General features: G+C 72.3%; 10 protein-coding genes. 7 read left to right on the forward strand and 3 right to left on the reverse strand.

Annotated features, from left to right (window positions below; all coding sequences use genetic code 11):
- Positions 1-375 precede the first annotated feature (375 nt).
- Positions 376-2,493, forward strand: a complete 2,118-nt coding sequence (gene malQ / locus ACWGIH_RS03950) for a 4-alpha-glucanotransferase (RefSeq protein WP_453444534.1) — start codon at positions 376-378, stop codon at positions 2,491-2,493.
- 20 nt (positions 2,494-2,513) lie between these two features.
- The gene (locus tag ACWGIH_RS03955) at positions 2,514-2,753 is read left to right on the forward strand and encodes a hypothetical protein (RefSeq protein WP_365816897.1); all 240 of its coding nucleotides are present in this window, start codon (positions 2,514-2,516) and stop codon (positions 2,751-2,753) included.
- 92 nt (positions 2,754-2,845) lie between these two features.
- Here ACWGIH_RS03955 and ACWGIH_RS03960 read toward each other — a convergent pair whose 3' ends face one another.
- On the reverse strand, positions 2,846-3,457 hold the full coding sequence (locus tag ACWGIH_RS03960; RefSeq protein ID WP_453452581.1) for a TetR/AcrR family transcriptional regulator: 612 nt from the start codon (positions 3,455-3,457) through the stop codon (positions 2,846-2,848).
- 99 nt (positions 3,458-3,556) lie between these two features.
- Here ACWGIH_RS03960 and ACWGIH_RS03965 point away from each other — a divergent pair, with 99 nt between their 5' ends.
- The 3 genes from ACWGIH_RS03965 (at position 3,557) to ACWGIH_RS03975 (ending at position 7,169) form a co-directional block, all read left to right on the forward strand.
- Positions 3,557-5,050, forward strand: coding sequence for an FAD-dependent monooxygenase (locus ACWGIH_RS03965; RefSeq protein ID WP_453452579.1), 1,494 nt, complete (start codon positions 3,557-3,559; stop codon positions 5,048-5,050).
- 202 nt (positions 5,051-5,252) lie between these two features.
- Entirely contained in the window at positions 5,253-6,197 is a 945-nt protein-coding gene (locus tag ACWGIH_RS03970; RefSeq protein ID WP_453452578.1) for a DMT family transporter, read from the forward strand.
- 51 nt (positions 6,198-6,248) lie between these two features.
- Positions 6,249-7,169, forward strand: coding sequence for a LysR family transcriptional regulator (locus tag ACWGIH_RS03975; RefSeq protein ID WP_453452576.1), 921 nt, complete (start codon positions 6,249-6,251; stop codon positions 7,167-7,169).
- Between the two features lie 253 nt (positions 7,170-7,422).
- On the opposite strand, the gene pepN is transcribed toward ACWGIH_RS03975, so the two are convergent.
- Positions 7,423-9,990, reverse strand: a complete 2,568-nt coding sequence (pepN, locus tag ACWGIH_RS03980; RefSeq protein WP_453452574.1) for an aminopeptidase N — start codon at positions 9,988-9,990, stop codon at positions 7,423-7,425.
- A 227-nt stretch (positions 9,991-10,217) separates the two neighbouring features.
- Here pepN and ACWGIH_RS03985 point away from each other — a divergent pair, with 227 nt between their 5' ends.
- On the forward strand, positions 10,218-11,465 hold the full coding sequence (locus tag ACWGIH_RS03985; protein WP_453452572.1) for a flavin-dependent oxidoreductase: 1,248 nt from the start codon (positions 10,218-10,220) through the stop codon (positions 11,463-11,465).
- 177 nt (positions 11,466-11,642) lie between these two features.
- The gene (locus ACWGIH_RS03990) at positions 11,643-12,146 is read left to right on the forward strand and encodes a DUF1203 domain-containing protein (RefSeq protein ID WP_453452571.1); all 504 of its coding nucleotides are present in this window, start codon (positions 11,643-11,645) and stop codon (positions 12,144-12,146) included.
- On the opposite strand, the gene ACWGIH_RS03995 is transcribed toward ACWGIH_RS03990, so the two are convergent.
- Complete coding sequence (locus ACWGIH_RS03995; RefSeq protein ID WP_453452569.1) at positions 12,143-13,000, reverse strand: LysR family transcriptional regulator; 858 nt, start codon at positions 12,998-13,000, stop codon at positions 12,143-12,145. The genes ACWGIH_RS03990 and ACWGIH_RS03995 overlap by 4 nt on opposite strands.
- Positions 13,001-13,071: the final 71 nt, after the last annotated feature.

Raw genomic sequence — 13,071 nt, forward strand, 5'->3', positions numbered from 1 at the left:
CTCACGGCCCGCGAGGCCGAGCTGAGCGCCCGCCTGCTGCCTCCGACGGTGGTGCTGTGGCAGGGCGGCCCCGAGACGCCCCCGCCCTGGGCCGGGTTGCCCCCCGGCACACGGGTGAGCGTGGAGACGGAACGGGGCGAGCGCTTTGAGTGGGAGCTGCCGGGGGCGGGCCCGTCGGCCCCGGGCTTCGGAGAGAGGGCCTCGAGGGACGGGGCCTTCGCGGGTACGGCCTCGGTGGACAAGGCCCTCGCGGATACGGCCTCGGTGGACAAGGACACGGGGGGCGCCGTCTCCGGGGGCACGGGCTCCGGGAGTGCAGCTTTCGTTGGAACGGCTTCCACGGACACGGCCTCTGCGGACACGGCCTCCGCGGGCATCTTCGCCGCGGGTGCGGCCTCCGTGGACTCCGCCTCAGGCAGTGCGGCCTCCGTAGAAGCCGCTTCCGCGGGCACGGCCTCGGTGGACACCGTCTCCGCGGGGTCGGCGTCCGGGGGCGCCGCTTCCGGGAGTGCGGCTTCCGTAGGCACCGCCTCCGTGGACACCGCCTCAGGGAGTGCGGCCTCCGTAGAAACCCCCTCCGCAGAAACCCCCTCCGCGCCGTCGGCGCCGGCAGCGGAGCCTTCGGGCAGTGGCCCGGCGGGCCAGGGCGGTCGTGGTCGGGGCGGCGAGGCGCGGGGCGCGGCCGTGTTGCCGCTCGGTGTGCATCGTGTCCGCGTCACGACCCCGGGTCCCGAAGCCCGCACGGCCGTCGCGCATCTCGTCGTTGCCCCGCACCGGCTGCCGCCCCCGCACGAGAAGACGTACGGGATTCTCGTCCAGCTCTACTCCCTCCTCTCCCGCCGCTCCTGGGGCATGGGCGACCTCGGTGACCTCGCCGAGCTCGCGGCCTGGTCCGGGCGGGCCCTGGGGGCCGGATTCGTGCAGGTCAACCCCCTGCACGCGGCGGTTCCGAAGCCTTCGGACGGGCCGTCCGACCCCTCCCCGTACCGCCCCTCCTCGCGCCGCTTCCCCGACCCCGTGCACCTGCGGATCGAGGACATCCCCGAGTACGCGCACCTGGACGGCGAAGCCCGTGACGTAGCCGCGAGCCTCACGAGGCAGGCCGCCGCTCTCCGTGAATCCGTCCTCCAGCAGGGCCAGTTGATCGACCGTGACGCCGTCTGGGCGCTCAAGGTCCAGGCCCTGGAACTGATCCGCGAGGTCCCGCTGGGCCCCGGCCGGCGCGCCGCCTACAACGACTTCCTGGCCGAGCACGGAGAGGACCTCGAGGACCACGCCACGTGGTGCGCGCTCGCCGAGCGGTACGGCCCCGACTGGCACACCTGGCCGGCGCCCCTGCGCGACCCCGCGTCCCCCGAAGCCGCCCGTGCCCGCCGCGCGTTGATGGACCGCGTCGACTTCTACTCCCGCCTGGCCTGGCTCACCGACGCCCAGCTCGCCGCCGCGCAGCGCTCCGCACGGGACGCGGGCATGGCCATCGGCCTCGTGCACGACCTCGCGGTCGGCGTGCACCCGGCCGGAGCCGACGCGTGGGCGCAGCGACGGCACTTCGCCGCGGGCATGTCGACCGGCGCGCCGCCGGACGCGTTCAACGCGCGCGGCCAGGACTGGGGCCTGCCGCCCTGGCGTCCCGACCGCCTCGCCGAGTCCGGCTACGCCCCGTACCGCGCCCTCCTGCGCGCCCTGCTGCGCCGCGCGGGCGCGATCCGCATCGACCACGTCATGGGGCTCTTCCGGCTCTGGTGGGTCCCGGAGGGCCGCGCGCCCACCGAGGGAACGTACGTCCGGTACGACGCGGAGGCCATGCTCGCCGTCCTCACCCTGGAGGCGCACCGCGCGGGCGCCCTCGTCATCGGCGAGGACCTCGGCACCGTCGAGTCCGGCGTCCGCGAGACCCTGGAGCGGCGCGGCGTGCTCGGCACCTCCGTGCTCTGGTTCGAGCGGGACTGGGCCGGCACGGGTCGGCCGCTGCCGCCCGAAAGCTGGCGCGCGGACTGCCTGGCCACCGCCACCACCCACGACCTGCCCTCCACCGCGGCCCGCATCACCGGCGAGCACGTGCAACTGCGGGACAGGCTCGGCCTGCTCGCCCGCCCCGCGGCCATCGAGCGGGCCGAGGCGGCGGCCGATGTGTCGGAGTGGCTCGCGCTGCTCTCCCGCCTCGGGATGCTGCCCGGCGGCGGCGGACACGAGCAGGAGGAGATCCGCGCCGTCCACCGTTTCCTGCTCGCCACCCCGGCCCGCATGATCGGCGTCTGGCTGCCGGACGCGGTGGGCGACCGCCGCCCGCAGAATCTCCCCGGCACCTGGGACCAGTATCCGAACTGGCGGCTGCCGATCGCCGACGCCGAGGGTCGCCCCGTCACCCTGGAGGAACTCGCCGCGTCACCACGCGTCCACGCGTTCATGGACGTGTTCCGTACCCGCGAAAGGACCCGCGGCAGGACCCGCGAAAGGACCCGTACGGCACCCCCGGGCGCGCGGCCCGTTTAGCGGTTCGCTACGTTGGCACCGTGGACAAGAAGAATGCCCTGCGCGCCGGCGCCCTGGCTTCCGGTACGACGCTGATGATGCTGCTCATGTCGTCCCCCGCGCTCGCGCTCACGCGCGACGACGGCGACGACCCGGGTCCCGGCCTGAGCGTGATCGACACCCTCGGCCTCTATGTCGTGGCGCCCATCGTGCTGTTCCTGGTGATCGCGGGCCTCGTCATGGTCGGTGACAAGTCCCGCAAGCAGGAGAAGAAGGGCTGACGCCGGCCCCTTCGCTTCCAGAGTTCTCCGTAGGGGGCTCTTTGCCGGTGTACGTACGCGTACGTATACCGGCAAAGAGCCCCCTACGTGCGTCATGGCGTCGCGGCCGTGAGATACCGCTGCACCGTCGGCCCGACCCAGTCCGCCATCTCCTCGGCGGACAGCGCGACCGCGGGCGGGAACCGCAGCACGTAGCGGGTCAGCGCCATGCCGAGGATCTGTGAGGCGCAGAGCCCGGCCCGCTTCGGGGCCTCTGCCGGATCGGGGCAGACGCGGCGTGCGACCGGCAGCAGCTGGTCCTTGAAGATGCCCTGCATCCGCTCGGCGCCCGCCGTGTTCGTGATGCCGACGCGGAGCATCGCCGTCAGCACGCCGTCCTTCTCCCACACGTTCAGAAAGTGCGTCACCAGGGCGCGCCCTACGGCCTCTTGCGGCACCGCCGCGAGATCGGGCAGGAGCAGGTCGATGGCGCAGGCCGCCGCGAACAGGCCCTCCTTGTTGCCGTAGTAGCGCATCACCATCGACGGATCGATCCGCGCGTCTTTGGCGATGGCGCGGATGGTGGCCCTTTCATAGCCGTCGGAGGCGAACCGCTCGCGGGCGGCGGCGAGGATCGCGCCGCGTGTCGCGTCGGAGCGGCGGGGCGGCGCCGGGGGTCCCCCGACGGCTGTCCGGGTCGCTGAATCGGGTGCACTTTCGGTCATGCCAACAAGCGTAGGCCAACATGTGTTGACAGTCCATGACGGCAGTCCTACGTTAGCCAACAAGCGTTGACCAACAGCTGTTGGCACAAGGAGGCCGTCATGAACGGAACACAGGACACGACCGGCACCGCGAGCCCCGCTGTGATCGTCGTCGGCTCCGGACCCACCGGGCTCCTGCTCGCCGGGGACCTGGCAGCCGCGGGCGTCCCCGTCATCCTGCTCGAAAAGCGGCCGCACGAGATCAGCAACCTCTCGCGCGCCTTGGTGCTGCACGCCCGCACCCTCGAACAGCTCGACGCGCGCGGTCTCGCCGACGAACTGGAGGCCAAGGGCCGGACGCTCGACCGCCTGCGCCTCTTCGCCCACCTCGACGTGGGCCTCGACAAGCTGCACTCGCGCTACAACCACCTCCTGGTCCTGCCGCAGTACGAGGTGGAGCGGGTCCTCGAGCGGCGGGCGATCGCGGCCGGTGTCGACTTCCGCTTCGAGTGCGAGGTCACCGGACTCACCCAGGACGCGGACGGCGTGAGCCTCGAAGTCCGGGGTCCCGACGGCGAGTCGAGCACATGCAGGGCCGCGTACGTCGTCGGCGCCGACGGCCTGCACAGCCCGGTCCGCAAAGCGATCGGCCTGCCCTTCCCCGGGAAGTCCGCCATCCGCTCGCTCGTGCTCGCCGACGTGAAGCTCGCGGAGAAGCCCGCGTCGGTCCTCACGGTGAACGCGGCCGGGGACGCCTTCGCCTTCGTCGCCCCCTTCGCCGACGGCTACTACCGCGTCATCGGCTGGAACCGCGCGCACAACGTCCCCGACAGCGAGCCCCTCGACCTCGAAGAGGTCAAGGAGATCACCCGGCTCGCGCTCGGCCGCGACTACGGCATGCACGACGCCCGCTGGATGTCCCGCTTCCACAGCGACGAGCGCCAGGCGCCCGCGTACCGGGTCGGCCGGGTCTTCCTCGCCGGGGACGCCGCGCACGTCCACACCCCGGCGGGCGCGCAGGGCATGAACACCGGACTGCAGGACGCGGTGAACCTGAGCTGGAAGCTGGCGGCGGCGGTCCAGGGCCGCGCCTCGGACGGCCTGCTGGACACCTACCAGTCCGAACGGCACCCCATCGGCAAGGCGGTCCTGCGCAGCAGCGGCGGGATCGTGCGGCTCGCGATGGCCAAGCGCCCGTGGTCGATCGCGGGCCGCGCCGTCCTCGCGTCCTTCATCGACGTCGTGCGCCCGGTCCGCGAGAAGGCGATCGGTCAGATCACCGGCATCGGCTACCACTACCCCGCCCCGAGGGGCGCCCACCGCATGACCGGTCGCCGCGCGCCGGACATCGCGCTCAGGGAGGGGCGGCTCTACGAGACGCTGCGCGCGGGCAGGTTCGTGCTGATCGCTCCGGAGGGCGCGGAGTACAAGGAGGGCGACGGAGCGGGGCGCGCGGTGGTGGCGCACTGGGCGAGCAGCCGGCGTACGACCGTGCTGGTCCGCCCCGACGGGTACGTGGCGTGGGCGGCGGACGAGGCGGAGGCGGGGGATGTGTGGGCGGCGCTGGGGGAGTGGGGTGCGCTGGAGGAGCGGGGTGCGGAGGTCGCGGTTTGAGGGGTCCGAGGGTGACGGGCGTCGACTATCGAAAATATTAAGTACAACTTAAAAGAGTCCTCGAAAAGATTCGATGGACCTGATGGGTGCGGGAGTGTGAAGGTAGTCCCGCAACCAACCAAGTGATCCCCGCCGGGTGGTGTGTACCCCGGCGGGGATCGTGCGTTTCCCGGGATGCCCGGGAGAGAGGCAAGGGATATCAGTGACAGTCCTGGACCGGACGACTCCCCTTCACACCGCGTCGAGGCCGACGGCGGGCAAGGCGCAGCGGGCCGTGGGCCCCATCGGCCTCGGTCTCGCCCTCGCGGCGCTCGCCACCGTCGTCTGGTCGGGCAGCTTCGTCACCTCGCGTGCCCTCGCCGACAGCGTGCCGCCCGTGCAGCACGCGTTCTGGCGGTGGGTCATCGCGATCGTGGCGGTGGCACCCTTCGCGGTGCGCCAGACGTGGCGGCAGCGGGCGTTGCTCCGCAAGCACATACGCTTCCTGCTCCTCGCCTCGCTCCTCGGCGTCACCATCTACAACACGCTGGTCAACCAGGCCGGCGTCACCACCACCGCGGGCAACATGGGCATGATCATGGCGGCGTCGCCGGTCCTGATGGCGGTGTACGAACGCCTCGGCGGCGCGAAGCTCGGGGCGCGCCGGGTGACGGGCATGCTGATCGCCTGCGCGGGTGTCCTGGTCCTGGTGTCCGGGGGATCGCTCTCCATGGACTTCGCGGTGGGTGACCTGTGGATCATCGCGGGGGCCGTCTCCTTCGGCTCGTACAGCGCGCTGCTCAAGCGGAAGCCCGTGGAGATCGGCGGACTGCCCTTCCTCTTCGCGACGTTCGTGCTCGGCGCGCTGATGCTGCTCCCGGTGTTCGTGGTCAGCTTCGTGGTCCAGGGCGGCTTCGAGCCGACCGTCGGGACGGTCTCCCCGCTCCTGTACGTGGGTGTCGTGTCGTCCGCGATCGCCTTCTTCGCCTGGAACAAGGCCATCTCGATCGTCGGCGCCGCGCGTGCCGGGGTCATCTACTACCTCCAGCCGGTGTGCGTCGCCCTGCTCTCCTTCGCGGTGCTCGGCGAGGCGATGGGATGGCTGCAGGTGCTGTGCATGGGCCTGATCCTGGGCGGGGTCGTGCTGGGCGCGGCGCGCGCGAAGTAGCGGGTGCGGGCGGTGGGATCCGCGCTCGTGACCAGTCGGTACGTTGACTCCATGAGCGAGTGGGACATCAAGAAGCTGCAGATCCTGCGTACGTTGAGCGAGCGGGGCACGGTCACGGAGACGGCGCGGACGCTGCGGATGACGCCGTCGGCGGTGTCGCAGCAGCTGTCCAACCTCGCCAAGCAGCTGGGGGTGCCGCTCCTCGAGGCACACGGGCGGCGGGTCCGCCTGACGGACGCGGCGCACCTCGTACTGCGTCACGCGGAGGCGGTCTTCGCCCAACTGGAGCTTGCCGACGCGGAGTTGGCGGCGTACGCGCAGGGTGAGGCGGGGGAGGTGCGGGTCGGGGCCTTCTCGACGGCGGTGCCCGCGCTGGTCGTTCCCGCGGTGCGGGAGCTGCGGGCCGCGGCGCCGGGGATCTCGGTGCGGGTGCGCGAGGTGGAGGCGGCGGAGGCGTACGAGCTCCTTGCCGCGGGGGAGGTGGACGTGGCCCTCTCGCTCGCGGTGACGGCGCCGGCCGCGGCGGACGCGGACACGCGCTTCACCCGGGAGTCACTGCTCGCGGACCCGCTGGACGTGGCACTGCCGGGGGAGCATCCGCTGGCGGCGGCGGAAGGGCTCAGGCTCGCTGATCTGGCCGGGGAGCCGTGGATCTTCGGGGGCAGCGGGCCCTGGTCGGAGATCACGCGGGCGGCGTGCGAGGGGGCCGGGTTCACGCCCGAGCAGGCGCATTCCGCCTCCGGCTGGACGGCGATCCTCGCGATGGTGGAGGCGGGGATGGGGGTCGCCCTGGTCCCACGGATGGCGGCGGTCCGCCGTGACGGGGTGGTGATGCGGGAACTGTCCGCCGACCGCCCTCGCCGCCATGTGGTGGCGGCGGTTCGCCGGGGGGCGGCGGGGGGAGCGGGGGTCAGCAGGGTCTTGTCGGCGCTGCGCTCTGCGGTTCCCCTGCGGGGGGCTGGGGCGGAGTAACCCTGCGGGGCGGGGACGGGGGCGGAGTATCTCTGCACCGGGGGTGCGCTGTGGCTCCGGGGCTGCCCGGGCCCCTGGCCTGCGATCCGCCACCCCCTTTCCCGCGCTCCGCGCGGATCTTTCCCACCCACCCGCCCGATCCCCCCGTAGCTGCGGGGTAAACGGGTGGGTGGGTGGGAGGCATTCGCCGCGGAGCGGCGGGCTGGTAACCGAGGCCGGCGGAGGTGGAGAGGACGCCGGCCTCGGTGGTGGGCTAGGCGTCCGCCGACTGTGCTCGCAAGGCCCTTTCCACGCCTGCCCTGGACTCCGTGATCAGGCGGCGCAGGGCCGCCGACGGGGAGGACGAGGCCAGCCACGTGTCCGTCGCGTCCAGCGTGGCCTGGGACACCTGGAGCGACGGGTACAGGCCCACCGCGATCTGCTGGGCCATCTCGTGCGAACGGGAGTCCCACGCCCCCTTGACCGCCGCGAAGAACTTCTCCGTGTACAGCGCGAGGAGTTCACGCTGGTCCGTCTGGACGAAGCCGCCGATCACGGACTCCTGGATCGAGTTCGGGAGCTTGTCGGACTCGACGACGGAGGCCCACGCCTCCGCCTTCGCCTCCGGAGTGGGCCGCGCAGCCCGCGCCGAGGCCGCGTGCCGCTCGCCCGCGGCCGTCTTGTCACGGTCGAGCTCCGCCGCGATCCCGGCCTCGTCGAGCCGGCCCGTCGCCGCGAGCCGGTGCACGAAGGCCCAGCGCAGCTCCGTGTCCACCGCGAGGCCCTCGATGGCCTGCTTGCCCGACACCAGCTCCTCGAGCAGCGCCAGCTGCTCCTCCGTACGCGCCGTCGACGCGAACGCCCGCGCCCACGCCAGCTGGTGGTCGCTGCCCGGCTCCGCCGAGCGGAGGTGCGAGAGCGTCGCCTCCGTCCAACGGGCCAGCGCCTCGTCCCGCCCCGCCGGAGCCGCGTACAGCTCGAGGGCCAGCTTCACCTGACGATGCAGGGACTGGACGACCCCGATGTCCGACTCCTTGGCGATGCCGGAGAGGACCAGGGAGAGGTACTCCCGCGTCGGCAGTTCCGCGTCCCGCGTCATGTCCCAGGCCGAGGCCCACGACAGCGCCCGCGGCAGGGACGCCTCGAAGTCACCGATGTGCTCCGTCACGAACGCGAGCGACTCCGCGTCCATGCGGACCTTCGCGTACGAGAGGTCGTCGTCGTTCAGGAGGATCACCGCGGGGCGCTTGCGGCCCACCAGCTCGTCCACGGCGGTCAGTTCGCCGTCCACGTCCAGCTCCACGCGGTCCGTGCGCAGCAGCTTGCCGCTCGCCTCGTCGAGGTCGTACAGGCCGATCGCGATCCGGTGGGGACGCAGCGTCGGCTCGCCCTTCGCGCCCGCGGGAAGCGCCGGGGCCTCCTGCTTCACCGCGAACGACGTGATCCTGCCGGACGTGTCGACGTCCACCACCGGACGCAGGACGTTGATGCCCGCCGTCTCCAGCCACTTCTTCGACCAGGTCTTCAGGTCACGCCCGCTGGTCTCCTCAAGGGCGCCGAGCAGATCGGACAGCCGCGTGTTGCCGAACGCGTGCGCCTTGAAGTACGCCTGCACGCCCCGGAAGAACTCGTCCATGCCGACGTACGCGACGAGCTGCTTCAGGACGCTCGCGCCCTTCGCGTACGTGATGCCGTCGAAGTTGACGAGCACGTCGTCGAGGTCGCGGATGTCCGCCATGATCGGGTGCGTCGAGGGAAGCTGGTCCTGGCGGTACGCCCACGTCTTCATGGAGTTGGCGAACGTCGTCCAGGAGTGCGGCCAGCGCGAGTTCTCCGCGTACGCCTGGCAGGCGATGGACGTGTACGTGGCGAACGACTCGTTCAGCCACAGGTCGTTCCACCACTCCATCGTCACCAGGTCGCCGAACCACATGTGGGCCAGCTCGTGGAGGATGGTCTCCGCGCGCGTCTCGTACGCCGCGTCCGTCACCTTCGAACGGAACACGTACTGGTCGCGGATGGTCACCGCGCCCGCGTTCTCCATCGCGCCCGCGTTGAACTCCGGCACGAAGAGCTGGTCGTACTTGGCGAAGGGGTACGCGTAGTCGAACTTCTCCTGGAACCAGTCGAAGCCCTGCCGGGTGACCTCGAAGATCGCGTCCGAGTCGAGGAACTCGGCCAGCGAGGGACGGCAGTAGATGCCGAGGGGAACCGACTGGCCCCCAGGACCCTCGTATGAGCTGTGGACCGAGTGATACGGACCGACGATGAGCGCCGTGATGTACGTGGACATGCGCGGCGTGGGCTCGAAGACCCAGACGTCACCGCTGGGCTCGGGGGTCGGCGAATTCGAGATGACCGTCCAGCCGGACGGCGCCTTCACGGTGAACTGGAACGTCGCCTTCAGGTCGGGCTGCTCGAACGACGCGAAGACACGGCGCGCGTCGGGCACCTCGAACTGCGTGTAGAGATAGGCCTGTTGGTCGACGGGGTCGACGAACCGGTGCAGGCCCTCGCCCGTGTTGGTGTAGTCGCAGTCGGCGACCACCTTGAGTTCGTTGGGCCCCGCCTCCAGGTGCTTCAGCGCGATGCGCGCGTCACGGAAGACGGCGGCGACGTCCAGCGAGTGGCCGTTCAGGACGATCTCGTGGACCGCGGGGGCCACCAGGTCGATGAACGTCTCGGCGCCCGCCTCCGCGGAGTCGAAGCGCACCGTGGTCACCGACCGGTAGGTGCCGCCCTCTTGCGCGCCGGAGAGGTCGAGGTCGATCTCGTACGAGTCAACGGTGAGCAGCTTCGCCCGCTGCTGCGCCTCTTCGCGGGTCAGATTGGTGCCGGGCACGCGGTCATCTCCTCAGGAACGTCAGGTACGACTTGTGGCGTTTCCGGCCATCCTTCCACGTGGGTCCGCGGACGTGACCGGGCATGGTCCATGGACCGCCACGCGGCATTGTTCGCGGGCCGGGGTGCCGCTAGCATCCGCGCGTCGACACACGCCCCGGGGGGAGCGTCCATGGGAATCCGACGGTCACCGCGAACTGCGCGATTACCCGGCGCGGGGTGCGCCGCATGATCGACGTACTGGTCGCGGGAGCGGGTATCGGCGGGCTCACCACCGCGCTCAGCCTGCACGCGGCGGGCATCGGGGTCCGAGTCATCGACGCGGTGGACGCGCTGCGGCCCGTCGGCGTCGGCATCAACCTTCTGCCGCACGCGGTGCGGGAGTTGACGGATCTCGGCCTCGGCGCCGAACTCGCGGCCACGGCCGTGCCGACCGCCGAGACGATCCACTTCGACCGGCACGGCAACTACATCTGGGGCGAGCCGCTCGGCCTCGCGCGCGGCCACCACTGGCCGCAGTACTCCCTGCACCGCGGCGCGCTGCAGCTGATCCTCCTCGACGCGGTGCGCGACCGCCTCGGCGAGAACGCCGTCCAGACCGGGACGGCCTTCGTGCGGTACGCGGAGCCGGAGGGGTCGGGGGCGCTGCGGGTGACCCTGCGGGACGTGCGGCGCGGGCGCGAGTTCGCCGTGCCCGTGCGGGCCCTGGTCGGCGCCGACGGCCTGTACTCGGCGGTGCGGGCCCGGCTGCACCCCGGGGAGGGGCCGCCGCTGTGGAACGGCATCCGGATGTGGCGGGGCGTCACCGAGTGGGACCCGGTGCTCGGCGGCCGTGCGATGGCGTTCGCGGGCAGCAACGCGACCGCGAAGCTCGTCGTCTACCCGATCTCGCGGGAGGCGGAGACGCGGGGGCGCGCGCTGCTCAACTGGGTGGCCGAGGTGCGTTTCCCGGTCCACCACCACGGGTCGCCAGGACCGGTGGACTGGAACCGTTCGGGACGCCTCTCCGACGTCCTGCCGCACTTCTCCGGGTGGCGGATCGGGGATCTGGACGTGCCCGCGCTCCTGGCGGCGACCGGGTCGACGGCGCGGATCCTGGAGTACCCGATGGTGGACCGTGACCCGCTGCCGTGGTGGGGCCGCGGATCCGTGACCCTGCTGGGCGACGCGGCTCATCCGATGTACCCGGTGGGGTCGAGCGGCGGCTCGGAGGCGGTGCTCGACGCGCGGGCGCTCGCGCGGTGCGTGGCCCTTGCCGGGGCGGACCGGGCGGCCGGGCTTCGCGCCTACGAGGCGGAGCGGTGGGGGCCCGCCAACGCGGTGGCGCTCGCCAATCGGGCGATGCCGGTGGACGAGGTGCTGCGGACTGTGGCCGAGCGGGCTCCGGAGGGGTTCGCGCGGGTGGAGGATGTTCTGACGGGGGAGGAGCTGGCGGGGCTGGGGGAGGGGTATCGCAGGATGCGGGGCTGTTGGTAGGGCTTCCTTTTCCCCCGCCCCGCCCCTTCCCGGCTGTAACTGGGCGGCTTCGCCGCGCTGGGGCTCCGCCCCGGACCCCGGTCCTCGAACGCCGGACGGCTGGACTTCCCCGGGCCGGGGAAGAGCAACGTCTGAATTCCGCCAGCCCCACCCACCCCCGCGCGCGACCCTCGACCCATGACCGCGACGACCTACGCCCCGCTTCCCATCGACCCCACCGCCCTCAAGCAACTCCGCATCACCGACGACGCGGGCCGCCCCTGCGAGCCCTATGTCGACGCCGAGGGAGGCGACCCCCTCCGCTGCTGCCTGCGTCCCGTAGCTCCCGGCGAACGCGTCGCCCTCGTCTCGTACGCGCCCCTGCGCCGCTGGGCCGGGCAGACCGGCGCCACCCCCGGTGCCTACGACGAGCAGGGCCCCGTCTTCATCCACGCCGAGGAGTGCGAGGGCCCCACCACGGGGGACGGCTACCCCTTCGCCCGGCCGGGAGCCCTGCGCACCATCCGCCGCTACAACGCCGGGGGCCGCATCGTCGGTGGCCGCCTGATGGAGATCCCGGACCCGGCGACGCAAGGCTTCGACGCCGCCTTCGCGGAGGCCTTCGCCGACCCGGAGGTCGCCCTCGTGCACGTCAGGGCCGTGGAGTACGGCTGCTTCCACTTCGAGGTGCGCCGACCCTAGGGTCCCCCCACCGCCCGCGCGAACGCCCGCACCCGCTCCGTCTCCGCGTCCCTGTGCCACACCATCCCGAGGACGGAGTCCGGTACCCCCTCCACCGGCACGAACGTGACGTCACGCCGCCCGTGGTACTCCGCCGTGGGGCGGCACAGCAGCATCGCCCCGCGTTCGGCCGCCACCAGCGTCAGCCCCTCCTGGAGGGTGCGCACCTGTGGCGCGGGCACCGTCGAAGGAGCGTGCGCCGCGCGCCAGTACGCGGGTGCCGGGGCCGTCGCCGAGATCAGCGGGGTCCCGGCCAGCTCGGCGGCACGCAGCGACGCGCGGCCCGCGAAGGGATGGCGTACCGACACCGCGACCGTCTGCTGCTGACGGGAGAACAGCGGGCCGAGCACCAGGTCGGACTCCTCGACGGGCAGCAGCACGATCGCCGTGTCCACGTCCCCGTGCCGCACCGCCCCGAACGGGTCCGCGAACGGCACCTCCACGATCTCCGTCACGCAGCCCGGATGCCGCTCCTGGAAGTCGGCGATCGCCCGCATCAGCCGGGCGTCCGCCGTCCCCTGGAAGCCGATCCGCAGCCGCCCGGTGACCCCCCGTGCCGTCTCCCGGGCCGCGTCCACCGTGGCGCTCAACGCCTCGTAGGCCGGGCGCAGTTCGGCGAGGAAGCGCTCGCCCGCGGGAGTCAGCCGCACCCGGCGGCTCGACCGCTCCACGAGCCGGGTCCCGATCCGCCGCTCCAGGTCCCTCAGGAGCTGGCTGACGCGGCTCTGCGAGACGTAGAGCCGCTCGCCCGCGCGGCCGAAGTGCAGCTCGTCGGCGAGCGCGATGAAGCACTCCAGCTCCCGTATCTCCAGCACCGGCGCCCCCTCATCGATGAGCCTCGCTCATTCAAGGATGAGATCTTCGCCGTTGTTCCCGACAGGGCCTC

The organism is Streptomyces sp. NPDC054872, from assembly GCF_053610705.1.